This is a genomic window from Rheinheimera sp. UJ63, assembly GCF_021568285.1.
In the GTDB taxonomy this organism is placed as follows: domain Bacteria; phylum Pseudomonadota; class Gammaproteobacteria; order Enterobacterales; family Alteromonadaceae; genus Alishewanella; species Alishewanella maricola.
On the sequence record NZ_JAKGTQ010000001.1, the window covers coordinates 370,881 to 396,020 of the forward strand.

The 25,140-nt window shown below is 46.5% G+C and carries 26 protein-coding genes; 15 read left to right on the plus strand and 11 right to left on the minus strand.

The genetic code is table 11. The features are described from left to right. The first annotated feature begins 68 nt into the window (after positions 1–68). Positions 69–365 (plus strand): DUF3301 domain-containing protein, encoded by a 297-nt coding sequence (locus tag L1N97_RS01660; protein ID WP_229585485.1) that lies wholly within the window; start codon positions 69–71, stop codon positions 363–365. Here the strand turns inward: L1N97_RS01660 and L1N97_RS01665 are convergent. Together L1N97_RS01665 and L1N97_RS01670 are read right to left on the minus strand one after the other, a co-directional pair. Then, positions 362–700 carry a DUF962 domain-containing protein gene (locus tag L1N97_RS01665; RefSeq protein WP_229585484.1) on the minus strand — a complete coding sequence of 113 codons (339 nt, stop codon included), beginning with the start codon at positions 698–700 and terminating at the stop codon, positions 362–364. The genes L1N97_RS01660 and L1N97_RS01665 overlap by 4 nt on opposite strands. 6 nt (positions 701–706) lie before the next feature. Further along, positions 707–1,357 (minus strand): GNAT family N-acetyltransferase, encoded by a 651-nt coding sequence (locus tag L1N97_RS01670; protein ID WP_229585483.1) that lies wholly within the window; start codon positions 1,355–1,357, stop codon positions 707–709. A gap of 157 nt (positions 1,358–1,514) precedes the next feature. On the opposite strand from L1N97_RS01670, the gene L1N97_RS01675 reads away from it, so the two are divergent. Continuing rightward, positions 1,515–1,757, plus strand: a complete 243-nt coding sequence (locus L1N97_RS01675) for a DUF2789 domain-containing protein (RefSeq protein WP_229585482.1) — start codon at positions 1,515–1,517, stop codon at positions 1,755–1,757. A 7-nt stretch (positions 1,758–1,764) separates the two neighbouring features. Here L1N97_RS01675 and L1N97_RS01680 read toward each other — a convergent pair whose 3' ends face one another. Beyond that, complete coding sequence (locus L1N97_RS01680; RefSeq protein WP_229585481.1) at positions 1,765–2,142, minus strand: DUF3192 domain-containing protein; 378 nt, start codon at positions 2,140–2,142, stop codon at positions 1,765–1,767. Positions 2,143–2,325: 183 nt separating this feature from the next. Between L1N97_RS01680 and L1N97_RS01685 the strand changes: the two genes are divergently transcribed. Next, complete coding sequence (locus L1N97_RS01685; RefSeq protein WP_229585480.1) at positions 2,326–2,628, plus strand: hypothetical protein; 303 nt, start codon at positions 2,326–2,328, stop codon at positions 2,626–2,628. Continuing rightward, positions 2,615–3,397 (plus strand): DUF2310 family Zn-ribbon-containing protein, encoded by a 783-nt coding sequence (locus L1N97_RS01690; protein WP_236128644.1) that lies wholly within the window; start codon positions 2,615–2,617, stop codon positions 3,395–3,397. Before L1N97_RS01685 ends, L1N97_RS01690 begins: the two co-directional genes overlap by 14 nt. Here the strand turns inward: L1N97_RS01690 and syd are convergent. Beyond that, positions 3,376–3,933 (minus strand): SecY-interacting protein, encoded by a 558-nt coding sequence (syd, locus tag L1N97_RS01695; RefSeq protein WP_236128645.1) that lies wholly within the window; start codon positions 3,931–3,933, stop codon positions 3,376–3,378. The two genes, L1N97_RS01690 and syd, sit on opposite strands and share 22 nt — an antisense overlap. Before the next feature lie 60 nt (positions 3,934–3,993). On the opposite strand from syd, the gene queF reads away from it, so the two are divergent. The 8 genes from queF (at position 3,994) to L1N97_RS01735 (ending at position 12,507) form a co-directional block, all read left to right on the plus strand. Further along, on the plus strand, positions 3,994–4,836 hold the full coding sequence (gene queF, locus L1N97_RS01700) for an NADPH-dependent 7-cyano-7-deazaguanine reductase QueF (RefSeq protein ID WP_229585477.1): 843 nt from the start codon (positions 3,994–3,996) through the stop codon (positions 4,834–4,836). A 404-nt stretch (positions 4,837–5,240) separates the two neighbouring features. After that, the gene (locus L1N97_RS01705; RefSeq protein WP_236128646.1) at positions 5,241–6,806 is read left to right on the plus strand and encodes a GGDEF domain-containing protein; all 1,566 of its coding nucleotides are present in this window, start codon (positions 5,241–5,243) and stop codon (positions 6,804–6,806) included. 32 nt (positions 6,807–6,838) lie between these two features. Then, positions 6,839–8,197, plus strand: a complete 1,359-nt coding sequence (gene ppnN, locus L1N97_RS01710) for a nucleotide 5'-monophosphate nucleosidase PpnN (RefSeq protein ID WP_229585475.1) — start codon at positions 6,839–6,841, stop codon at positions 8,195–8,197. Positions 8,198–8,199: 2 nt separating this feature from the next. Beyond that, complete coding sequence (xni, locus tag L1N97_RS01715; protein WP_236128647.1) at positions 8,200–9,009, plus strand: flap endonuclease Xni; 810 nt, start codon at positions 8,200–8,202, stop codon at positions 9,007–9,009. Between the two features lie 6 nt (positions 9,010–9,015). Continuing rightward, on the plus strand, positions 9,016–9,420 hold the full coding sequence (locus L1N97_RS01720; protein ID WP_229585473.1) for a DUF3192 domain-containing protein: 405 nt from the start codon (positions 9,016–9,018) through the stop codon (positions 9,418–9,420). Beyond that, positions 9,401–11,062, plus strand: coding sequence for a hypothetical protein (locus L1N97_RS01725; protein WP_236128648.1), 1,662 nt, complete (start codon positions 9,401–9,403; stop codon positions 11,060–11,062). The genes L1N97_RS01720 and L1N97_RS01725 overlap by 20 nt, the downstream gene beginning before the upstream one ends. Before the next feature lie 157 nt (positions 11,063–11,219). After that, on the plus strand, positions 11,220–12,227 hold the full coding sequence (locus tag L1N97_RS01730; protein WP_236128649.1) for an isocitrate dehydrogenase: 1,008 nt from the start codon (positions 11,220–11,222) through the stop codon (positions 12,225–12,227). Between the two features lie 52 nt (positions 12,228–12,279). Continuing rightward, positions 12,280–12,507: a VF530 family DNA-binding protein gene (locus L1N97_RS01735; RefSeq protein WP_226749704.1), complete on the plus strand. Its 228-nt coding sequence runs from the start codon at positions 12,280–12,282 to the stop codon at positions 12,505–12,507. 205 nt (positions 12,508–12,712) lie between these two features. Here the strand turns inward: L1N97_RS01735 and L1N97_RS01740 are convergent, their stop codons facing one another. The 5 genes from L1N97_RS01740 to L1N97_RS01760 all read right to left on the minus strand — a co-directional run bounded on the left by L1N97_RS01740 (position 12,713) and on the right by L1N97_RS01760 (position 18,041). Continuing rightward, positions 12,713–13,279 carry a nucleoside deaminase gene (locus L1N97_RS01740; RefSeq protein WP_226749703.1) on the minus strand — a complete coding sequence of 189 codons (567 nt, stop codon included), beginning with the start codon at positions 13,277–13,279 and terminating at the stop codon, positions 12,713–12,715. Then, a complete protein-coding gene (gene gpt / locus L1N97_RS01745; RefSeq protein WP_226749702.1) occupies positions 13,276–13,749 on the minus strand; it encodes a xanthine phosphoribosyltransferase in 474 nt (157 codons plus the stop codon). The genes L1N97_RS01740 and gpt overlap by 4 nt, the downstream gene beginning before the upstream one ends. 20 nt (positions 13,750–13,769) lie before the next feature. After that, the gene (gene deoD, locus L1N97_RS01750; protein ID WP_226749701.1) at positions 13,770–14,471 is read right to left on the minus strand and encodes a purine-nucleoside phosphorylase; all 702 of its coding nucleotides are present in this window, start codon (positions 14,469–14,471) and stop codon (positions 13,770–13,772) included. A gap of 13 nt (positions 14,472–14,484) precedes the next feature. Beyond that, positions 14,485–15,696: a phosphopentomutase gene (locus L1N97_RS01755; protein WP_236128650.1), complete on the minus strand. Its 1,212-nt coding sequence runs from the start codon at positions 15,694–15,696 to the stop codon at positions 14,485–14,487. A gap of 185 nt (positions 15,697–15,881) precedes the next feature. Next, on the minus strand, positions 15,882–18,041 hold the full coding sequence (locus L1N97_RS01760) for a prolyl oligopeptidase family serine peptidase (protein ID WP_236128651.1): 2,160 nt from the start codon (positions 18,039–18,041) through the stop codon (positions 15,882–15,884). Positions 18,042–18,549: 508 nt separating this feature from the next. On the opposite strand from L1N97_RS01760, the gene nirB reads away from it, so the two are divergent. Genes nirB through cobA form a run of 3 tightly spaced genes read left to right on the plus strand, consistent with a single transcriptional unit; the run spans position 18,550 to position 22,335 of the window. Next, positions 18,550–21,117, plus strand: a complete 2,568-nt coding sequence (gene nirB, locus L1N97_RS01765; RefSeq protein WP_236128652.1) for a nitrite reductase large subunit NirB — start codon at positions 18,550–18,552, stop codon at positions 21,115–21,117. Continuing rightward, entirely contained in the window at positions 21,104–21,478 is a 375-nt protein-coding gene (nirD, locus tag L1N97_RS01770) for a nitrite reductase small subunit NirD (RefSeq protein WP_229585467.1), read from the plus strand. The genes nirB and nirD overlap by 14 nt, the downstream gene beginning before the upstream one ends. Continuing rightward, entirely contained in the window at positions 21,475–22,335 is an 861-nt protein-coding gene (gene cobA / locus L1N97_RS01775; RefSeq protein WP_236128653.1) for a uroporphyrinogen-III C-methyltransferase, read from the plus strand. Before nirD ends, cobA begins: the two co-directional genes overlap by 4 nt. Positions 22,336–22,377: 42 nt before the next feature. On the opposite strand, the gene L1N97_RS01780 is transcribed toward cobA, so the two are convergent. Both L1N97_RS01780 and L1N97_RS01785 read right to left on the minus strand, forming a co-directional pair. Continuing rightward, the gene (locus L1N97_RS01780) at positions 22,378–24,114 is read right to left on the minus strand and encodes a bifunctional protein-serine/threonine kinase/phosphatase (protein WP_236128654.1); all 1,737 of its coding nucleotides are present in this window, start codon (positions 24,112–24,114) and stop codon (positions 22,378–22,380) included. Positions 24,115–24,127: 13 nt separating this feature from the next. Further along, the gene (locus tag L1N97_RS01785) at positions 24,128–24,988 is read right to left on the minus strand and encodes a formate/nitrite transporter family protein (RefSeq protein WP_236128655.1); all 861 of its coding nucleotides are present in this window, start codon (positions 24,986–24,988) and stop codon (positions 24,128–24,130) included. Positions 24,989–25,140 lie beyond the last annotated feature (152 nt).

A 25,140-nucleotide genomic window follows, 5' to 3' on the forward strand; every position in this document is an offset into this window, starting at 1 on the left:
GCCGCTGCAACGTAGCATCTTGTAAAACCGCGAAGCAAACGCCATTATGTGGCTAACAAGGAGAAGCAATGACATCAATTTGGTTACTACTGCTGTTAGTCAGCGTAATTTATGGGTTTTGGATGCAACGTAAACAAGATGAGCGCGCTTTTGTGTTAGCGCGCCAATTATGTCAACAGCATCAATTACAATTTTTAGAGTGTGGCCGCAATCGCCATCATTTTCGCAAATTGCAGCAAGGTTGGCGCTTACTCACCAGCTATCAGGTTGACTTTAGCAGTGACGGTGAGAGCCGCTATCAAGCAGAATTGCTATTAAGCGGCATGCGTTTAGCAAACTTTACTTTACCGGCACATCGTATTTAAGACGGGGGCGATGCCCGGGCCAGGTGTTGTAATTTGCCGCTCAACTGGCCGGTTAAAAAGTCTTTATACATCACCCAATCGGCCGCCAAACTATAAAAAGGATAGTCAAACGTAGCCGGTTTATTATGCTCAAACAATAAATGGCCCAACCAAGCAAAGCCATAACCGATGACAGGTAAACTGAACAGCCATAGCCATTGTTGTGTTAACACTGCCCAAAACAGCACGACGAGCACTAAACTGCTGCCCAAATAATGTAAAGCCCGACATAGCGGATTGGCATGCTCACTTAAATAATAGGGATAAAAATCGGCAAAACAGGTAAAACGTGCCATACCGCTTTAACCTTGCGCCGACTGACGGGCGCGAAACATTAAAGTGCCACTGACTGAGCCAAAAGCAAGCTCACTGACTTTTTGATATTGTTCATCCGCAAAAAAAGCGTGGTACTTGGCTAACGTGACAAAAACACCCATCCCTGCAGAGGACGGATCTTCATCAACTAAGCCATCCACGGCCGCAATTAAATAGTGGCCCAACCCCGCATGCTGATATTTCGGCGCCACGGCAATAAAAGCCAGCATGTGATAGCGTTTTGCCGGCATGGCCGCATGAATTTTTTCTTCTTTATTTAACAGCTGTTTGGTAGAAACAAAGCCCGCAGTTAACAGCATTTTTAAACGCCAATGCCATAAACGACTGCTGCCAATGCCAGAATCTGGCCCAACTACACAGGCTACACCCAGTAATTGCTCTTGATTAAACAAGCCGATGATTGGCTGCCCGGCTTGCCAAAAAGTACTGAGCTCTTCGCGAATAGCAGAGCGCAAACGGGCTTCATAATCCGTGTCAGCGGCACGAAAAATTTCCATAAAAAGTGGGTCATCATGATAAGACTGATATAACACGGAAGCAGCCAGTTTTAAATCTTCGCCTCCCAACAAACTGGCCGTTAATTGAGAGGGTTCAAAATTAGTTACCTGAGCTAACATGCGGCACCTGCTATTGTTGTTGTTTTTTTATTCACAATAGCAGTGTCATGCTAGGTTGCCAAGTATGATTTTTACAGGCTATGTATCGCTAATCACGCTGAGTCACCGTGCAAAAACGGGAATAAATACTATACTTAACGCCAAACAGGAGTAAAGAATGGATACCACAGCAACCACGTTAGAAAATTTATTCGCGCAACTCGGTTTAGCCAACAGTGCTAAAGCGATTGAAGACTTTATTCAAACGCACCAATTAACCGAAGACACCGACATTGCCAAAGCCCCTTACTGGAATGAGGCGCAGGCGAGCTTTATTAATGAGGCACTGCGTAATGATGCAGAATGGTGCGAAGTGATTGATGAATTAAATGCGCAACTACATCAAGTTGCTGCGCAATAACCGTTGCTTATAGATAATTGTAGGCTTTCTCACCCCAACCACTGAGTTGATCGCCATGAAATACAATAGGCGTACATTCATCTTTCGTGGTTTTATTATCTCGGCGATTAAGTTGTGTGCGATAAAACAGCACTTGAACTTGCTCGCCGTTTTTCTGAAAGGCTTCGGTGAAATCAGGTGCACCGAGTAAAGTTTTTACTTCTGCTACGGAAAAGCCTAACTGTAACTGGTTAATTTTTTTCAAATTTTCTTGTTGTGCTTTATCTGAAGCCAATTGATTTTTTGGCTCTTCCGTATTGCCAATAGCCACCACACAACCACTTAACCCCAACACCAGAAACGCCACTACACCGGCTTTAATCATTTTAGTGCCCATACCCGACATAAATCTTCTCCTTTTAAGTAATGCCAGTAATCAATAAAGTATGATACTTAACACGCCAAACAAAGCAAAATTGACACCAAATTTAAAATGTAAGTATTTTCATGAACTTAAAAACATAGGGCTTTTGCTAAGGCCAAGGGAGTGGTAAATTAAACTACTTTTTGGTGAACCAGACTATCCGCTATGACCACGGCCATCCGTTTATTACAACACGCTGCAGCCCAATTGCGTCAAGAAGGCAAAAAGCCCAGCTTGGCGCTGTTTAAAGCGAAACTGGCTGGGCAACTTAATGCACCAGAACTGTTTACAGCATACCAGCAATGGCGCCAGCAGCCGATCGCCGAAGAAGATCCTGCATGGGTCGCCGATCTGGCGTTAAGTCGGCCCATTAATGCCGAGCAAGATATGAGCAGCCAGCTTAACCGCATTGAACAAAAACTCGATTTATTAATCAGCCTGTTAGAAAACAATAATGTATCTCGCTGAGTTGCGGTTTCGGGTCATCGCTGATACCGATTTAACGCAGGCAGAACAAGCGATCCGTGCTTATATTGAAGCCTTAATATTTAATGGCCAAGTATTAGGCCGAGAATTTCCTACCGCATGGCAACAAGATGCGTTTAGCAGCCGGGTTGTACTGGCCAGCCAAGATGCCCTTGCCAGCAAATGGCACAGTAAGAGAGTGCGGTATGCTGAGCAACAATTAACCGTGGCGGGTCTCGGCTATGCCCAACTCACCTTACTGGGCGCTGATTTGATGTCACAGCAAACCTGCAAAGCCCTTCCCAAGAGCCTGATATTATTTACTAGCTTCGCCGATACCTGCTCACCCTTACGTTGTGCTGAAACCTTGCGACCCGTGCCACTCTTTTGGTTATCCGCAGCAGAAGACGATTTTGAAGCATTGATCCGCTGGCAAATTCAATATCAGGCCTTAGATGAAATACAGTTACAAGAAGATCGGGTGCTACCGAAGATCGCCGAAAACAGTCTGCAGCAATTACATAGCAAATTAAATCGACGCGGCCGCCAATTGGCACAGCAGATCAGTCGACTTAATCAGCTGCCGATCTGGTATGCCCTGTACAGTGGCAGCAGTTCGGATTGTCAGCAAGACGCTAACAAATGTTGTCCCGGCTGTGGAGCTGATTGGCGTCTGGCGACGCCACGACTCGAGATGTTTGATTTTCAATGCGATAACTGCCAATTGCTCAGTAATATCGCGTGGGAGTGTCAGTCAAAACAAGCGTCGTAAGCTTGAGGGGTTAAACTGGCGAGAAACGACGGCAGGTCATCGGCAATTTTTTCCGAGACTTCTTTCCCAACATGCTCTAAGAATACCTCGCCGGTGCTATTTAACAGCGACAACATAATATTGGCGTCATCGGTTACGGCAAAAAATACCGTGGCTCGCTGTTTTAAGCGTTGCTTCATTAAAATATGACCAATGATGTTTTCTTGCAAACGGCTAATATCATCTTGATTCCAAGGCAATAGTAAAGCTAACTTGCCACGTGGATGCGCTGCGGCCATATTCGCTGCATAAAAACAGCTGTAAAAAGCTTTAATAGAGGGATGCAGCGTTAACTCTAATGCTTGCTCAATATTGCTAAAATCCGCAGCGGGTTGCTGGGCAACAGGTAGCCAACTGACCTGATCCTCGGCTAACCATTGCTGTTGGCAAGGAGAAGGGCTAGCCGGATCGGCCCATGCCGTTAATGGCTGCGCCGTGGCCTGATGCCAAGTGACACTGTGTTCGATAAATTTTGCCAACGCTTGTTCAGTAGACACCTCTACTCCTCGGGACAGTTATGATAATATGCGCGGTATTGTAGCTAAAAAGACAGAGAAATGACAAAAAGCCATACCGACATTCTGGCCGACTTAAGTCTAGGCAAGATCACCGATTATGTTGATCACTACACTCCCTCGCTGTTACAAGCGGTTCCTCGTAGCTTAGGCCGCCAAACACTTGGCATAAGCGATGCTGATCTGCCCTTTGTTGGTCAAGATATCTGGCACGGTTACGAACTATCTTGGTTAAACGCCAAAGGCAAACCCATGGTGGCGCTGGCGACCTTTGTGGTACCGGTAGACTCTGCCAACTTAATTGAATCTAAATCCTTTAAATTATATTTAAACAGCTTTAATCAAAGCCGCTTTGCTGATTTAGGTCAGGTTTATCAAGCATTACAGCAAGACTTATCGGCCTGTGCTGGCAAGCCAGTGCAAGTTAGCCTACATAATGTAAGTGAAATCATGGCGTTTCAAGCAACCTGGATCCCGGGTATCTGTTTAGATGAATTAGATATTAGTGTTGACCAGTATCAGTACGATGCCAGCTTACTGGCATTAGATCCGAACCGAGATCGCGTTGATGAAAAACTGCATTCGCATTTGTTAAAATCAAATTGCTTAATTACCTCGCAACCCGATTGGGCCAGTATTTATATTCATTATCGCGGCCCAGCACTGTCGCATGAAGCCTTATTAAAATATTTAATCAGCTTCCGCAGCCATAACGAATTTCATGAACAATGTGTAGAACGCATTTACACGGATTTATGGCGCTTTGCCAAGCCGGAATTTTTAGCGGTATATGCGCGCTATACACGTCGTGGTGGCTTAGACATTAATCCATTACGCAGCAGTGAGCCTTATCAGGCCCCCAATATTCGCTTAAGCCGCCAATAATGTAACTCAAGTGGTAACTCAACACCCTAAAAGACAGCAATATGCTGTCTTTTTTCTTTTAATCGGCCATAAAGCAGTAAAGTAGCCACAAAATCTGAAGCTAAACATGTAATATTACAGCCACACTTTCATTTTAAGGGTAATTCTGCTTTAATAGCGGCACCTGTTGATGCTGACAACAGGCAATAGCAAAATGGAACCTGATAATGTTACATCTTACCCCTACAGAAGAAACCAGTTGGCTGCCTTACTACCTAACAAAGTAAGCCAAGCCAAAATAATAAAAAATATCGAAAAGCGAGCTTAAGCTCGCTTTTTCCTTTAAGTTTTTTAGCTTTACGCTACCTTCTTAGCCCAGTCTGGGGATATACTTGGGTAATCAAGACTCTTGGATCCCTTAGTAGGTGGCAGCATTGCAACAAGACCTGAAACAACAACTTAGCCAAGCCGTTTCTGCTCGAAAAACCTTAGAGCAAACTTACCAAAAGCAGTTTTCACTGCTTTCGCAGCTCGTATTACGCTTATCCTTACTGACAAAAGGCATTGATTTAGAACTGGATAATCGACTAGCTAAGTTACGCAGCGCGCTAAGTAAAAGTACAGATCTTGAAAATGTCTTACCCTTAATTAATGATATAAGCAGCAGCTTACAGACGCTAGAAAAGCAACAACAGCTTGAGATTGTGAAGATCCAACAAGAACTGACCCAAGCAGGCAAAATGCTGCAACAACAGCGAGGGTTACCTGATCAGTTACGCCGCGATTTACGCCAGTTATTAAGTAAAGTAGAGCAGCCCACCGCAACCTTACAAGCCTTTTTGCCGCAACTGACGCACCTAACGCAACTTTACCAAAGCGCATTAAAGGCGCATCAGGATGCCAAAAACAGCAACGTTTTAAGTGATGGCCATGCTGAGCAAGAGCGCTATGCACATATTTGTCGGCAACTGACCTTAGAATTGAGTAATTTACTGAGCGAGCTCACCTTTACCGAAAAACACGCCCCAGCCGCTGAGCAAATCAAGGCCAGCTTACTCGGTTCGCTGAATGTTGAAGGCCTATTTGATGCCTGTTTAACCACCATCAGTATTATCGCCAAAGGCTTGCAAGAAGAGCGGCAATCCTCTGAGAACTTCTTATTAAAGTTAAATGATGCGCTTGCCAGTGTGCAACAAGCCGTTGAAGCCACCTTACTAGACTCAGGGCATTTTCAACAAAAACTCGCCACACTAAATCAACAAATCGAAAATCAAATTGATGATTTAGGCAAGCAAACTAAAAAAGCACAATCTTTAGAACAACTTAAAATCTTGGTTATTGTGCGCATGAATGATTTAACCGAGTCATTAAATGAAAAAGAACGGCTAGAACAACAAGAACGACAAAAGCTGCTGGGCAGCTTGGTTGCGATGGAAGGTCGCGTCAAAGAATTAGAGCGTGATGCTAAAAGCTTTAAAGAACGTCTCGCCGAGCAAAGTGTTCGCAGTGCTCGTGATACTTTAACGGGGATCCCAAATCGTGCTGCATACGAAACCCGCCTGGATCTAGAATTTAAACGCTGGTTACGCCAAGGCACACCGCTGTGTATTATTTTAGGTGATGTAGACCTTTTCAAGAAAATTAACGACAGTTACGGCCACAGTGCCGGTGATAAAACCCTGCGGGTTATTGCCAAAACACTACAACAATCGATTCGACAAACAGATTTTTTAGCCCGTTACGGTGGTGAAGAATTTGTGATCATCATGCCCGATACTAAACTGAGCCAAATCAGCGAACCTCTTAATTTAATTAGAGAAAAAATCAAAAAAATACCTTTTAAATTTAAAAATGAACATGTGCGTATTACCATTTCTTTCGGAGCCACTGAGTTTTTAGCCGGTGAACAACCGCGCCAAGCTTTCGACCGCGCCGATGAAGCCTTATACCTCGCCAAAAAAGGCGGACGGGACCAAATAGCATTAAAGTAACAACGCTGTTGCCCGCAATCAGGAGATTGCCGATGCAAGTACATCTTAACCCATTGGGTGCTATGGATTTATTATCCCAATTAGAAGTTGAACGCTTACAACAGAATACCGAAAACGACACTTACCAACTGTTTCGCAACTGCGCCCTGGCGGTGCTGAATGTCGGTAGCCATACCGACAGTTCAGCGGAAATCTACGAACAATATCAAGATTTTTCCATTAAATTACTCAGCCGCGAGCGCGGCATCAAAATTGAATTAAACAATCCACCGCAAAGCGCCTTTGTCGATGGCAAAATTATCAAAGGGATCCATGAACACTTGTTTGCGGTGTTACGCGATATTTTGTTTTATCACACCCGCCATAGCGGCGAAACTAACCCGTTAGATTTAAATAATGGCGTGCATCTGACACACAGTGTGTTTGATATTTTGCGCAATGCTCGTGTCATCGATGCCACCAGTGAACCTGATATGATTGTTTGCTGGGGGGGCCACTCCATTCGTGAAGCAGAATATCACTACACGAAAGAGGTGGGTTATCAACTCGGTTTACGCGGTTTAAACATTTGTACCGGCTGTGGCCCGGGCGCGATGAAAGGCCCAATGAAAGGGGCAACCATTGGCCATAGCAAACAACGTATTCGCAGTGGTCGCTATTTAGGTTTAACCGAGCCAAGTATTATTGCTGCCGAGCCACCCAATCCGATTGTAAATGAATTAGTGATCTTGCCGGATATCGAAAAACGCTTAGAAGCTTTTGTGCGCGTGGCTCACGGTATTATTATTTTCCCAGGGGGTGCCGGTACAGCGGAAGAGTTACTGTATCTGGTAGGGATCATGCTAGATAAACGTAACGCCGAGCAACGCTTACCGATCATTTTAACCGGCCCTGCCAGCAGTGCAGCTTACTTTAATGAAATTGCCGATTTTATTCAGCAAACGCTTGGCGCTGAAGCATTAGACTTGCTGGAAATCATTATTGATGATCCGGCGGCTGTGGCAAAACGCTTAAAACAAGGTTGTCAGGATGTGCGTGCCTATCGTAAATCCGTAGGTGATGCTTATCACTTTAATTGGACCTTGGATATCGCGCCTGATTTTCAACAACCTTTTATCCCAAATCATCAGAATATGGCCGCACTCGACTTGCACCTTGATCAGGACAAAGCGAAACTGGCGGCTAATTTACGCCGTGCATTTTCAGGTATCGTGGCCGGTAATGTTAAAGACGAGGGCATCAAAGCCATTCGTCAGCATGGCCCCTTTATTCTCAGTGGCGAGCCAGTATTAATGCGTTTGATGGATAAATTATTGGCGGCTTTTGTTGAGCAAGGTCGCATGAAATTGCCTGGCAGCAAATACGAACCCTGTTATCGGATCTCTCAATAATTATGGCTAGAGTAATACTATTAGATGCGCTGAATCTGATCCGTCGCTTGTATGCGGTACAAGAACGCCCCTATCTGCCGTTAGCGGAAGACGTTGCAGAGGGTACGCGTCAGCAAATTATTAGTAATACTCAACAAATGCTACTGCAAACGTTAAGTCGCCTGCGCCAAGAGCTGCAGGCCACCCATGCGTTAATGGTATTTGACGGTGACAATAGCAGCCAGTGGCGACAAAAATTATGCCCGCTGTATAAAGCCAATCGTAAGCCCATGCCCAGTATTTTAGCCGCAGCCCTGCCCGACTTATTAACCGCTACCGAGCTAAGCGGCGTGAAGTGCTTTCATCAGGCTGAATATGAAGCAGATGATGTGATTGCCACTATTGCCACCAAGATACGCCAGCACCAACAAGACGTGGTTATTGTCTCAACCGATAAAGGCTATTTACCGCTTCTGGGCCAAGGTGTTGAGATTTATGATCCTTTCGCCCGACACTATGTTAGCCGCGATCAGGTAAAAGAAAAGTTTGGTGTGCAGCCAGAGCAACTTGTCAGTTGGTGGAGCTTAGTGGGTGATAGTACCAATAATATTCCGGGGGTAAACGGTGTGGGCCCCAAAGGGGCTGAAGAATTTATGGCGCTAGGCCGCAGCTTAAATGATGCCTTGCAACACCCTGATTGCCCGAAAAAATTGAAACTAAAAATCACTGAGCAAAAACAAGATATTATTCTTTATACTCAAATTCTGACATTGCAAACTCAATTAGCGCTGGGTTTAAACTTACAAGATATACGCTTAACGGAGTCATCGTAGTCGCTTATGAAATTTAAAACCCTGCTATGGTTTGCTGCTGGTGTTGTACTCTATTTTGTGAGTACTTTTGCTATTTTGCGTTTTTATCCCGACGACCCGACTCAAATGAATTGGCAAGACCGCGAATCTTTTAATGCTAAAGTCATCCAACGCCTTGATCTGAAGCAACCCCTCGCGCAGGATGCACTGATCAATCGTTTAGGCAGCCCCGATATTACCGAAGCCTTTGTACACAATAATCAAGTTTATCAACTATTGTACTATCGTACTCATCGTAAAGCCGCAGACGGTATTACCACTGCAGACGAATGTACCGCCTTATTATTTATTAATCGCCAACTGACCGCCATAGGTGACGACGCCACGAAACACTATCTGGAGCAGCAACCGCATGCCGGATCAATCGATTAATTGGCTACGTAGCTACCAACAACTGCCCTTGTTAAGCCAAGCGCTAGCGCAAGCCACTACGCCTGAAACCCTACAAAGCGCTATTCAACAAGCGCGAGAACTGCATATCCAACTGCAACAAAGTAGTGAAATTAATTTAGCCGCAGCCATGGCGCAATTATCCTATATTCCCTCGGAAGAACCGGCTGCGGTAAATCGCACCATGAAAAGCTGGGTGTTGTTGATGCTATGGACTCGGCTGAAACATTGGCCAAAAGCACGACGCGATCTAGTAGGGGTAGCCGTGTTATTGGCCGGTTGTACAACAGCACACAATAAGATCCCAGCGGCATTACTATTAGCCAAAAAACTGAAAGAACATAAATGCGGCGGCATCATTACCACGGTACTCGCTGGCACTTTTCATCGCTTACAAAAACGCCTGCCTTGGCAAGTGCATCACGATAGCCCGCTATTAACCTTAGCCATTGAGCTTGGTTATCAATTACAACCGGATAAGGGCAGCGCACCGGCCTTAGAAGTGCTGTTAGCGCGCTGGATTAACGGTTCTAATGATGAGTTAGTATTAACCGAAATTAGCCAGTTAATGCACTACGCACCTGCTTTGTATTTGTGTGGCCGCGTTGCCCGCGATGAGCAAGACAACTTTTGGCTACTTTGTCATGCTGATAATCACAGCGAGGCCTATCAGGCGTTGCAATACTGGCCAGAACAACAACGTTTAGCCGAGCATCCGACTAAACGTAATGTGGATGAATTAAAAATTTTGCCACCGGCTAAGCTGATCCAGCAACACTGGTTAGCCAAAGTCAGTATGCCGAAGCGACCCGAAGTGACAATACTCACCCCAAATGGCTTGATGCAGCAGTCTATTTTAAGCAGTTTAAGTCACAGCGATTTAAACGCTCAGGTTAGCTTACTGGAAAAGCATCCGGCTATTGCTCAGTTGTTACTTGAGAATGCCAGTGCCAGTAATCGGCAGAAAGTTGCAGTAAACAATTTACGTCATGCGCTTGCCAGTTTCGGTCAAGCGCAGTTGCCGCTTGCGGTAGCGCGTGCCGAAATGCAGTTTTACCTACAATGCCAGCGCAGTAATCAGCATGCTTGGTTATGGCAATTACAACAGGCGCTGTATCATAGCTTATTCGTATTAGGCCAATACTTAGCACAACCCTTATCTCAGCAACAAGCAGGCTTGATCGCCAGTTGTGCCAGTGCGCCACTGTGGCATCACCCTAGCCTGCAAGCCGTACCGGTCAGTCGTCTCGTCCAACAGCAACATTTACTGGGCCAACTGGTACAAAAATACCTGCTGGAACCGGTTAAAAGTCAGCGTTTGACGGCGGCACTATTGCATCATTATCAGTTAGAAAATTGGGCTGATGGCGCCATGTGTCAATATACACAACATATTGAAGGGATGCCTTGGACCTTAGCCGAGCAACAAGGCTTGCTGTTACGGCTGGCCTGGCAGCTGACATTCAGCGTGTTTTGTTATCCGATGGCACAGCAAAGTACCCAACACCTGCTACAACAAGCCACGGCTACGCTCTCATTACCGCTTAAATCATTAAAAGAATGGCAACAACAACTGCTGCAGCACGACGGGCTGTATTATCCGCTAAATAGTGAATTTGCCTAACACAAGCTACATTCACCAAACTTATAGCACCTATCAAAGCTGTGACTAGCTATCCTACGCGGTAAACTGGCTTAAAACCCGCTGCAGCGCTATAATGAGAACGCTTTCAGGCAGACGCCTGACTATAAATATCAAAAATATACAGCTAAGGATTTCCATGAGCAAGCAAACGATTACCGTGATTAAAGGCGATGGCATTGGCCCAAGTATTGTTGAAGCCGCGATTCAAGTACTGGAAAAAGCCGGTTGTGATTTTGACTACGAATACGTGGATGCCGGTTTGACCGCGCTGGAAAAAACCGGTGAGTTGCTACCACAAGCCACCTTAGACGCTATTCTTAAAAACAAGATCACACTCAAAGGCCCTTTAACCACGCCAGTAGGTGAAGGCTTTACTTCAATTAACGTCACGTTACGTAAAAAGTTTAACCTGTACGCTAACGTTCGCCCAGTGATCTCGTTTAAAGGCACCAAAGCCCGTTACGAAAATATCGATATCATTACCATTCGTGAAAATACCGAAGGTATGTATTCAGGCCATGGCCAAACCGTGTCAGAAGATGGCCAAACTGCGCAAGCGTCGAGCATTGTCACTAAAGAAGGCGCGCGCCGTATTGCCGAGTTTGCTTTTGAAACCGCACGTCGCGAAAACCGCAAAAAAGTCACCATCGTGCACAAAGCCAATATCTTAAAATCGACTTCAGGTTTATTCCTGAAAACGGCGCGCGAGGTTGCTCAGTCGTATCCGGATATCGAAGTTCAAGAAATGATCGTTGATAACACTTGTATGCAACTGGTCATGAACCCACAGCAGTTTGACGTAATTGTGACCACTAACTTATTTGGTGATATTTTATCGGATCTGTGTGCAGGCCTTGTGGGTGGTTTAGGCATGGCGCCAGGTGCGAATATCGGTAAAGATTGTGCCATCTTTGAAGCGGTGCACGGTAGCGCGCCAGATATTGCGGGTAAAAACCTAGCAAACCCAAGTTCAGTGATCTTAGCGTCCATTCAGATGCTAGAATACTTAGGTATGAAAGATAAAGCCGATAAGATTTTAGCGGCATTAACTGACGTGATCGCCAGCGGTGATCGCACCACGCGTGATTTAGGGGGTAGCTTCGGCACAACCGACTTCACTGCAGCCCTGATCGAACGTTTATAACATCTGATAGCCAGCGCCAGCAGCCATTGCCGCTGGCGTAATGGGAAGCCACATGACACAAACAAATAACCCCTTGCATGGCGTTACGCTAGAACAAATTGTTACTGCGTTAGTGGTGCATTATGGTTGGCCCAAGCTGGCAGAGCAGATTGACATTAACTGCTTTAAAAAAGATCCGTCGGTAAAAAGTAGCCTAAAGTTTTTACGGCGTACCCCATGGGCACGCGAAAAAGTCGAAGCGCTCTTTATCAGCAATAAACTGTATAGCAAGGTTAATTGAATGGAAAAAGCCAGCTAACGCTTAATTAATGTCAGTTAAGCATGACCTGTTTGCACTAAATCAACCGTTGAAGGCCATGGATGGCCGGAATCGAGCCTCAGGGATGATTCATGGCGTGTTGATGTGAGCAAACCGCGTCATGCTAAACACTAAATGATCGGTATTATGCTAACGCTGGCTTTTTTATTAATGCTATTGTGATAGCCTAACCATTATAAATGGTGCCACCCTCTTGCAAATAATGCTGTAGCACTGCAGCTGCAGCATCACGCTCCACTAACCGCACCACTTCAATACCCACATCAGTTAGATACTGATAACTTTGCTCGTATACAGGGCCTTCATCAAAACCAATTGCTCGCGCATCATCGGCGGTTGCCGCACAGACCAAACGCTTCACCCCACTCCACAAGGTGCCGCCTAAGCACATAGCGCAAGGCTCACAGGAAGTAAACAACTCGCGCTTAACACCATCTGCAGACAAGCTAAAGCTTTGCAGTGATTGCTCAGCCAGCATAATCGCCATCATCTCGCCATGGGCAGTGGAGTTACTTAACGGCATGACCCGGTTAACCCCTACACTGAGTAACTTTCCGCTTTCGATATCAAAAATCGCACTACCAAAAGGGCCACCCGTGCCACGCAATACGTTTTGCCGGGATAACTCTATGGCTAGCGCCATTTTTTGCTGATCGTTTTGATACGTCTGCTGCCAATCAACCACCTCGTTGATCCAGTCAGGCAGCGTTAAAGTCAGTTGGGTTAGGCTCATACTTCCTCGGCCAGTGGCTTACTGTAGGCTAACTCCATATCCCAAGGTAACTGGATCCAAGTATCTTGCTCGATATCCGTGACGTAGTTATCCACTAACGGCTTACCCTGTGGTTTGGCATATACCGTGACAAAACGCGCCAGCGGAAAACGCTCGCGCAGTGCCTTTGCCGTTTCACCGGTATCGACCAAATCGTCGACCACCAACAGTTTGGCCGAATCGGCTAACTGCGCATCTTTTAAGATCGTTAAGCTACCTTGCTTATCATGATCGTAACTGGCCACACAGATACTATCGACGGTACGAATATTCAGCTCACGCGCCAAGATGGCTGCCGGTACTAAACCGCCGCGGCTTACCGCGACGATGGCATCAAAGTCTTCGGCTAACAGCTGACGTGCCAGCTCTTTCGTGGCGCGATGAAACGCTTCCCAAGACACATAAAACATTTTATTGGTAGTTAATGACATAATCAGCAATCCCTCGTTGTTTACAGACAGCCTAAGGCGACTTCAACCATTTCATTAAAACTGGTTTGACGTAGCTCGGCACTTAAGGCTTCACCGGTGCGGATATGATCACTCACGGTAAAAATGGCTAACGCATTAATGCCATACTCTGCTGCCACACCGTACAAACCGGCGGCTTCCATTTCCACGGCCAACACACCGTATTTTTCGAGGGTATCGAATAACGTTTCACTGGGGTTATAGAATAAATCTGAAGTGAACACGTTACCCACTTTGACATCAATTGACTTAGCACGTGCTGCGGCAACGGCCTTTTCTAACAAACCAAAACTGGCCATTGCGGCAAAATCTAAACCGCCAACACGATTGCGGTTAACCATAGAATCGGTGCTCGCGCCCATACCAATCACCACATCACGCACTTTAACCGATAAGGGTAAAGCACCACATGAACCGATACGGATGATGTTTTTTACATCGTAAAATTTGACTAATTCAGTGGCATAAATAGACATAGACGGTACGCCCATACCTGAACCTAATACACTGACTTTTTTGCCTTTATAAGTGCCGGTATAACCAAACATATTGCGCACCGTGTTAACGCAAACGGCATCCTCTAAAAACGTTTCAGCAATATGTTTTGCCCGCAGTGGATCGCCAGGCATTAACACAGTTTCAGCAAAAGCGCCCGCAGGGGCATTAATATGTGGAGTCGCCATAATTTCTCTTTAATTAATTCAAATCAGCTAAGAAAGATGCACCGTATGCCATGGCATCCAGCGCGAAATAGTCGGCCAAGGTTTGGCCCATATCAGCAAAACTCATGCGTTCGCCAAGATCAACACCGTTTAGCCCTTGTTTGTACACCAGCACTGGCACATATTCGCGTGTGTGCTCGGTACCCGGCCAAGTTGGATCGCAACCATGGTCAGCGGTAAGTAACAACAAGGTCTCTTCATCACAGGCGTTAATCAGCTCTGGCAAGCGGCTATCGAAATACTCTAATGCCTCGCCATAACCAATAGGATCGCGGCGATGGCCAAAGTTTTGGTCAAAATCGACCAAGTTGGTAAAAATTAAACTGTTATCCGGCTGTTTGGCCATTTGCGCTAAAGTGGTATCGACCAAATGCGCTAAACCATTGGCTTTTAATGATTGCGAAATACCCTGATGCGCGAAAATATCGGCAATTTTACCAATACTGATCACCTGACCACCTTGCTGCACCAACTTATCGAGTACAGTCGGCGCGGGTGGTAATACTGAATAATCACGACGATTACCCGTTCTGGCATAGTTCTCTGGCGCAGTACCGGTAAAAGGCCGAGCAATGACGCGGCCAATATTATATTTGTCGAGCAGTTCGCGGGCCACTTCACAAAAGCGTAGTAAACGCTCTAAACCAAAATGCTCTTCATGTGCAGCCACTTGAAACACGCTATCAGCTGAGGTGTAACAAATCGGTTTACCCGTTTTAATGTGCTCATCGCCCAGTTTTACCAAAATATCGGTGCCCGAGGCATGACAATTACCTAAGATACCGCTGATGCCTGTGCGCTGGCATAATTCTGAGATCAATTCTGGCGGGAAGCTGTCTGTTTTAGCGCTAAAATAACCCCAATCAAATAACACCGGAACACCGGCCATTTCCCAATGACCACTGGGCGTATCTTTACCACTACTCAGCTCACGGGCATAGCCATAAGCGCCATGCAGCGAACTGGCATCGGCGACTGTCGGTGCTTTACCCTGACTGGCGGCGGTACAGGCTTTTACCAAGCCTAAACGCGCAAGGTGAGGTAATTGCAAGGCTCGTTGTTTCTGCTCGGTAAAGGTTCGGGCAATGCTGGCAAAGGTATTGGCGCCTTCGTCACTAAACTTTGCGGCATCCGGCGCACTGCCGATCCCAAAACTATCGAGGACTAAAATTACTGCTTTTGCCATCACTTACTCCTGTGCAGAACAGCCATTGTTGGCGATGTTATTTTGCCAGATAGCGCTAAGCTAACAAAATAAAAAGGGCACGCAGCTTAATACGCCACGGCCGTTTTAGCAACACCTTGGCAACTTATCGCTACTGAAAACGAAAATGGCGTCCGAAGACGCCATAACCCTTCGCCATGAAGCGCTTATTTCGGTAACTGACTATAACCCATATTAAACAGCGTAAAGCTGTAAATATCTGCGGCTTGATCAATCACCATCGCCACTGGCATACCCGCACCATGACCTGCATTAACATCAATGCGAATAAGCTGAGGAGTGGCTTTGCTGGCTTTGGCTTGCAGCTCTGCAGCAAATTTAAACGAATGCGCAGGCACCACGCGATCATCGTGATCGGCTGTCGTAATCATGGTGGCAGGATAAGTGGTGCCCGCTTTCACGTTGTGTACCGGCGAGTAACCTTGCAGATAGTTAAACATATCGGCTGATTGCTCTGATGTACCGTAATCATAGGCCCAACCCGCACCGGCGGTAAAGGTATGATAACGTAACATATCAAGTACACCCACTTGCGGGATCGCCACTTTGAAGAGCTCTGGCCGCTGGGTCATGACTGCACCCACCAATAAACCACCATTTGAACCACCGCGAACGGCGGTTTTCTCTTTGGAAGTGTATTTTTCTGTTTGCAGATATTCAGCCGCAGCAATAAAGTCATCAAACACATTTTGCTTTTGTAATTGTGTACCGGCGTTATGCCAGGCTTTACCGTACTCACCCCCACCACGAATATTGGCCACCGCATAAATACCGCCCATTTCCATCCATACCGCGTTCGCCACGCTAAAAGATGGGGTTAGGCTGATATTAAAACCGCCATAACCGTACAAGATAGTGGGGTTGCTGCCATCGCGTTTTAAATCTTTACGATAGCTGATGATCATCGGCACCTTAGTACCGTCTTTAGAGGTATAAAACACCTGCTCAGACACGTAGTTGCTTGGGTCAAAATTCACTTTCGGCTGGTTATACAGCGAGGTTTCACCCGCTTTTGGCTCAAACGCATAAATAGAACCCGGTGTGATGTAGTTAGCAAAGCTAAAATACAGCGTATCTGCCTCTTTTTTACCGCCAAAGCCGCCCACGCTGCCTAAACCAGGTAATTCGATATCGCGCACCAGTTGGCCGTTCATATCATATTGTTTTACCTTGGCAATCGCATCGACAATGTAATTAGCGAATAAAAAGCCTGCGCCGCTACTAATACGCAGCACATGTTCAGTTTCCGGGATCAGCACTTGCCAATTTTCTGGCTGCGGTGCTTTGGCCGACACCTTGACCACTTTACGATTAGGCGCATCACGGTTAGTCGCTAAGATGAGCATGTCACCGTCACTGTCCACTAGATCCACATCTGAATCGGTATCGGTAACAATCGCAACAAACTCACTATTGGGTTGGGTGAGATCTTTCACGAAAAGCTTATTACCCGACGTCGACACCGCAGCGGACACCAGCAAATAACGATTATCTTCGGTGACTTCAGCGCCTACATAACGATGTTTCTGACCATCTAGGGCACCGAATACGACCGGATCCGCTGATTGAGGCGTGCCAAGCTTGTGGTAGTACAACTTATGCTGATCCGTCATGGCAGAGAGTTCACTGCCATCGGGTTTGTCATAACTAGAATAGAAGAAACCGTCGTTCCCCTGCCAAGCAATACCACTAAACTTAATATCAATCAGCGTATCGCCAATTTGTTGCTTGGTCTCAGTGTCGATGACGATCACTTTACGCCAATCGCTGCCACCTTCTGAAATGGCATAAGCGGCCAGTTTTCCGTCTGCGGAGAATTGAATATCGGCCATGGACGTTGTGCCGTCAGCGCTAAAAGTATTGGGATCTAAAAACACTTCGGCAGCGCCATCGCCTTTTTGGCGATACAACACAAACTGATTTTGTAAACCGTCATTCTTGTAAAAATAGGTATAATCACCTTCTTTAAACGGTGCGCTAATCCGCTCATAGTTCCACGATTGTTGTAATTTATCGCGGATCTGATCCCGAAATGGGATCTGTTTTAAATATGCGAAAGTACTCTCGTTTTGCGCTTTTACCCAGCTTTCAGTCTCACTGCTACGATCGTCTTCTAACCAACGATACGGATCGGCGACTTGTGTACCAAAATAGTTATCAACCACATCACCTTGGCGGCTCTGGGGGTAGTTAATTGCGCTTTGTTGCTGAGTGACAGTCACATTTTGCTCCGGGACGACATCTTGCTTAGCACCGCCGCAAGCGGTTAAGACCGCGGCTGCCAGCAAAGTTAATGCATATTTCATTTAACGTGGGCTCCATTACTCTTATTACTTAGCGCTGAAGATAGCCTCAGCATGTTTGTTTTATTCATGCAAACGGGGTAACTCTTAATATTTTTAAGCAATTGAGCTTAACAAAGTTGTCGTGATTTGCCTATTTTGCTCGCGACAGCCAACCTTTGTTTTAGGCAACTGGTCGAATTTGCGTTCAACGATAATATCCCCCCAACGGTGACCTATCATGTTGTGCGTTTTTTTGCTTCATGCTGGTGCCAGCCTGCACTAATTTGATGCAAATTAGCAAGCTAAAGCGTGCTTAAAAAAATTAAAAATGTTTATTTTCATAGCACTAGGATTATGGCAACAATCCTGCATAGTATAAAAAAGTAACATCTAAACAATTTGTAGTTGGCATCAGTAAAGCGATGCCATCACGGCAACGAAGCCCGCACACAGTGGAAACACTGTTTGCGGGCTTTTTTGTTTGGCACGCCTTTAAAGGTGCCAACTTTTATTGCACAAGGAGCTAACGATGACAGCATCGCAACATATTTTGGTCGTGGGTAATGGTATGGTTGGACACCATTTTGTTGAACAATTGCGGGCAACAGCGCCTACAGCAACCATTACTGTACTGTGTGGTGAACCACAATTGGCTTATGACCGAGTTTATCTATCCAGTGTTTTTACCGGTAAGGATCGTGCCGAACTCGCGCTCACTTCTGAGCAGCATTATCGAGAACAAGGCATTAAATACCACTTAAATTGCTGGGTCAGCCGAATTGAACCGCAAAGTAAAACAGTATTCACTGCCAATGGCGAAAACTATCATTATGACAAGCTCGTACTGGCTACGGGTTCTTATCCGTTCGTGCCGCCGATCCCGGGACACCAACAAGAACATTGTTTGGTGTATCGCAAATTGGACGATTTAACGGCTATCGCGCACAGTGCTCAAGACAGCCAAACCGGCGTGATTATTGGCGGCGGTTTATTGGGTTTAGAAGCGGCAAATGCGCTAAGACAACTCGGGCTAACCACCCATGTCGTTGAATTCGCCCCCCAATTGATGGCTGTGCAACTCGATGTAGCAGGTGGCCAGTTATTAACACAAAAGATCACCGCGTTGGGCTTAGGTGTGCACACGGGTAAAACCACACAAGCAATAGTTGCAGGTGACGAATGCCGCTACCGCTTAGAATTTAGCGATGGCAGCTTTTTAGAAACCGATTTGGTGGTGTTTTCAGCCGGGATCCGCCCTTATGACGCACTAGCAAAAGATGCTGGTCTGGCTATCGGAGCTAAAGGTGGCATTATCATCAATGATTACTGTCAAACATCACAGCAAGATATTTATGCCATTGGTGAGTGTGCCTTATGGCAAAACCAACTATTTGGATTAGTCGCGCCAGGTTATCAAATGGCCCGCGTAGCCGCCAGTCATCTGACCGGCCAAGCACTCCGGTTTCAGGGCGCCGATATGAGCACCCGTTTAAAACTTCTGGGTGTAGAAGTGGGGTCAATCGGAGATGCGCATGCACGCACACCAGGGGCACAATGCTTAACATATCAAGATCCCATTCGCCAAATTTATAAGAAGCTGGTTCTCAATGACAGCGGCGATAAATTGCTCGGCGCGGTGTTAGTGGGTGATACTGCTGAATATGACACTCTGCTGCAATATTTTTTAAATGCGCTGCCTCTGCCCGCAGCCCCGGAAAGCCTCATTTTACCGCAATTAAACGCCAACACGCCGACGCTCAGCGCTGATCTGCTGCCAGACCATGCCATGCTTTGCTCTTGTCACAACGTAACCAAGGGCGATATTGTTGCCAGCATCGAGCAAGGTCATGTTGAACTAGCCAGTATTAAGCGTTGCACAAAAGCCAGCACTGGCTGTGGTGGATGCGCAGCCTTACTAAAATCTGTAGTGGATACCGAATTAACCTTGCGTGGAGTCGCGGTCAACAACCATCTCTGTGAGCATTTTGCCTATTCACGCCAAGCATTATTGCACTTGGTGCAAGTTGAACAACTGACCACCTTTGAACAGTTACTGCAGCGTTATGGCCAAGGCCAAGGCTGTGATGTCTGTAAGCCTACCGTTGCATCAATTTTAGCCTCGGTTTGGAATGAATACATTCTTGATAACAAACATGTCGCGTTACAGGATACCAACGATACGTTTTTAGCAAATATGCAAAAAGACGGCTCTTACTCCGTAGTGCCTCGCATCGCTGGTGGTGAAATCAGCTCAGCAAAATTGTTGGTTTTAGCGCAAGTGGCCGACGACTTTCAGTTGTATTGCAAAATTACTGGTGGTCAACGCATTGATTTATTTGGCGCAAGGCTAGAACAACTGCCATTAATATGGCGACGTTTGGTCGATGCCGGTTTTGAAACAGGTCATGCCTACGGTAAATCATTACGTACTGTTAAATCCTGTGTAGGCAGTACTTGGTGTCGTTACGGTGTTCAAGACAGTGTGGGCCAAGCTATTTCTATAGAGAGCCGATATAAAGGCTTGCGCTCCCCGCATAAAATCAAAATGGCCGTGTCTGGTTGTACTCGCGAGTGTGCCGAAGCGCAAAGTAAAGATATCGGGGTCATTGCTACTGAAAATGGCTGGAATTTATATGTTTGTGGTAATGGTGGTATGCGTCCTCGCCATGCGGATCTGTTTGCAACTGACCTGGATACGCCAACACTCATCCGTTATATCGATCGCATTTTAATGTTTTATATCCGCACGGCCGATCGCTTACAACGCACATCGGTCTGGTTAGAAAAACTCGAGGGAGGACTGGACTATTTACGCCAAGTGATTATCGATGACAGCCTTGGTTTAGCCGCTGAATTAGAAAAACAAATGGCCGGTTTGGTTAACAGCTATGCCTGTGAATGGCAACGCACACTGGACGATCCAGAGGCCCTAAAACGATTCCGACATTTTGTGAATAGCCCCGAAGGTGATAGCAATATTTTGTTTGTGCAAGAGCGAGGGCAAATCCGCCCTGCAACGTTAGAAGAGAAGCAGCAACAACAGCGTATACCCGTAACAATGATTGAGTCTGAGGAGATCACCCATGACATGGTTTAACGTAGCAACCACGAGTGATCTGGTCGACAACAGTGGGGTTTGTGTTTTGGTCAACGGGCAACAAATTGCCCTGTTCAGCCTCACTATCACCGGGCAAAACCAGTTATTTGCCATCGACAACTTTGATCCGATTGGCCAAGCAAATGTGCTAGCGCGTGGCATCACGGGTTCAATTGGCGATAGGCTGGTTGTCGCCTCGCCGCTTTACAAGCAACATTTTGATTTACACAACGGCCAATGTATAGAAATGCCTGAGATCAGCGTGGGTGTTTACCCGGTACAACGGCAAGAACAGACTATTTGGATACAACTAAAGAGCTCGCAGCCCCGAGCAGAAACTAAGATGGAGGCGATGGTATGAGTTTTTTAACCTTGTTTCGTCGGCCCATGAGTCAATGGTTTGCCCCCTTTTTCCCGATAGCACGAACTTATGCACAACAGACTTTGCCAAAAACCGGTCAGGTTTTTTTAGTAGGTGCCGGCCCAGGCGATCCTGAATTGTTAACGCTAAAAGCCTGGCGTTTACTGCAACAAGCCGATGTGGTGCTATATGATGCTTTAATTTCACCCGCGTTACTGGCGCTGATCCCCAAAGCTTGCCAGCAATATTACGTTGGAAAACGCGCCGGCCAACATGCTTTGACTCAACCGGAGATCTGCCAAAAGCTGCAATATTTTGCGCAGCAAGGCCATACCGTAGTCAGGCTTAAAGGGGGCGATCCCGCCATTTTTGGTCGGGTAAACGAAGAAGCCGCGGCCTTACAGGCCGCAAATATTCCCTTTGCCATTGTACCAGGGATAACCACCGCCTGTGCCGCTGCCGCATATACGGGTATTGCGTTAACTGCGCGCAATGTCGCACGTAGTGTCACCTTCCTCACGGCACAATTTGCCGATCCTAAGCAACAACCTAACTGGCAACAATGGCGCTATCAAACCGAGGGAGACAATCCAACACTGGTGGTATATATGGGGCTAAGCCGGTTGCCAATGCTCTGTCAGGGCTTGCGCGCCGTAGGTTGGCCTGCCTCTACCCCTATTGCGTTGATAGAACAGGTCAGCTGCCCTGAGCAGCGCTTACTTAGCGCAACCCTTGAGGATATTAATGACAAAGTTCAGCAACAACCCTTTACTGGGCCCACTCTAATTATGATTGGCGACGTGATCCAACAACCGATGGCAGTCAATCAATCGCTTTTGCAAAGCGCTTGGGCATAAATACAAGGTAACCTGATGACATCGAGCCCGACGTCATCAGGTTTAAAGCAAAAATTGATAGCAAAGTGTTAGGTTTAACAGCAACAATATCAGTGACACCACTTGCCAAAAACGTAATGGATCACGCTGTAACAAGGGCCGAAATGGCTGCTGCAAATAGGCGGGATTAGGGTGCTGCAAATCGTATAAAAAAGCCGATAACTGCTGATAACGCGCTGCCGGATCAGGCTGTAAGGCTTGCTGCAAGGTTAAATCAAACCATCTGGGGATGGCTGAAGCTTCTGACGATAGGGGCTGATAACATAAGCGCTTTTGCTGCTGACGATTACGACATCGCGCTAACTGATTACCATAAGGAAAGCGACCACTTAATAGGTAGTAACACAATACAGCTAATGAATACAAATCTGCGCTTTGGGTGGCTTCCTCCCCTAATAAACATTCTGGCGCAGAGTATAGCGCTGTGCCAAGCCCCCGCTCTACGGCAATATGATATTGTTCAACTAAGCCCGCTACCTGTGCAGACCCTAAATCAATAATTTTTACTAAACCCGTTTCAGTAATCATAATATTTTCAGGGCGTAAATCTTGGTGCACCACTTCTGCCCGATGCAAAGCTTGCAGCCCTGTCCCGACTTGCAACACAATCTGTCTAACTTGCTCTAAAGAGGGGTGAGGATGATCTTGCCGCCACTGCTGCAAGGTTTGCCCCTGAATAAATTCAGCAAGGGTGTAAATATAACGACGTTCACGCCCTGTGCTGACCGAACGGATCACATGATCATTACGCACTCGCCGGGCAATCCAATCTTCGAGTAATAAACGCGCTAAGTAGGCTTCATTGCTCATCTGCTCAGTTGCAGGGGTTTTTAGCACCAACAGTTGTTTGCTTATTTCATCTTGCACCAGATAAACATGGCTGCGATGGCTCTGATAAAGTGCACGTATCACGGTATAACCATCGAGCGTACTGCCCGCAGCTAAATCCGTTACCACATGCAAGCGCTCATCTAATTTTGGTGGGGTCGCGGGCTCAGGCAGCTGTTTAATTTGCAACAAGGCTGCACTGAGATTATCTTCACTTTGCGCCGCTAAGGCTGCAGCGGTTAATGATGAAGCCAGCTCAGGCATACTCATCTTCGCCTCGGCTTTTGCTAACAAAGCGCTTAAGGCTGAAGGGGATAAATTGGCATAAACGCCATCAGTCAAAAGTAGCAGTATGTCACCCTCTCGCAGTGCCACCTGAGTATAATCATACTTAAGTTGGGGCCCAGCGCCGAGCGCTCGACTTAAATAAGTGGTTTTAGCGCTATGGCCAGCCCCAGTTAAAACTGGGCTGCTGTGATCGGAACTGATTTGCGTTAAGAGCCCTTGCCGCCAAAGGTAAGCGCGGCTATCCCCAATATGGAACAGATGGGCAAAACGGCCCTTAACAACCCAACCGCTGAAGGTGCAAACATAACCTTTGTCAGGATCGTGCCCGAACACTTGACGACTTTGCCCATACAACCACGCATGAATTGCCTGCAACACTTGACCGCCAGCCTGCTTGACGCTGGCGGTATCTGAAGTACAAAAATAATCATCCAAAAAACTGGTTACCGCCGTTTCACTGGCAATCTGACTCACCGTGCTGCTACTGACACCATCGGCCAACGCCACGGCTGCCCCCTTAGTGCAAAGCATTGACGTAGCAGGAATGACGCCAGCACAAAAATCTTGATTTAACGACTTTTCCCCAGCACAGCTGTGTAACCCTAAGGCTAATGTCAGTGTCATCAGTGCAGCCTTATCATTTAGCGGCTTGCTGTACAGCGGTCGCATTACTCACTGTGGACGTTGCAACGACATGACGTTTAGGCGCTGTTTTATAGTGTGTGGTATATAAAGTTAGCCCGGTAAAAGCCAAACCACCCACTAAATTGCCCAGCACAGTTGGGATCTCGTTCCAAATCAGATAATCCATAATGGAGAAATCGCCGCCCATTAACAGCCCATAAGGAAATAAAAACATGTTAACGACTGAATGCTCAAATCCCATAAAAAAGAACAGCATAATTGGCATCCACATTGCCAGCACTTTACCACTGACATGAGTGGAGATCATTGCGCCAACCACCCCCATCGATACCATCCAATTACACAACATGCCCCGCAAAAAAATAGTTAACCAACCGGCAACCCCGTATTCAGCATAACCTAAGGTGCGCGCTTCACCGATGGTCGCAATTTTTTCACCGACCGAGCCGCCATCAGTGTTAAAACCCATGGTAAACACAAAGGCCATCATTAGCGCCACCGTCAGCGCCCCGGCGAAATTACCACAAAACACCCAACCCCAATTGCGTAAGATACCGGCAACGGTGACGCCTGGGCGTTTATCTAATAAAGCTAAAGGGGTTAGCACAAAGACCCCAGTTAACAAGTCAAAACCCATCAGGTATAACATACAAAACCCAACCGGAAATAACGCTGCGCCAAGCAAAAAACTGCCGGTTTGTACTGCAATGGTAATGGCAAACACTGCCGCAAGCGCTAAGATGGCACCCGCCATATAGGCGCGGATTAAGGTATCTCGAGTAGACATATATATTTTAGATTCGCCGGCATCGACCATCTTGGTGACAAACTCAGCGGGAATTAGATAAGCCATAGAATGTTCCTCTGTTTATAAAAATTAGTCAGTTGTGACGCTGTACTGCTCTTTTTTACGCAAAAAAAAACGCCCACCCGAACTGATCACAGTTCTAGGTGGACGTCGTTGTCCGATATACACGGCTTGTATTCTGGTAAAAATCTGTGCGG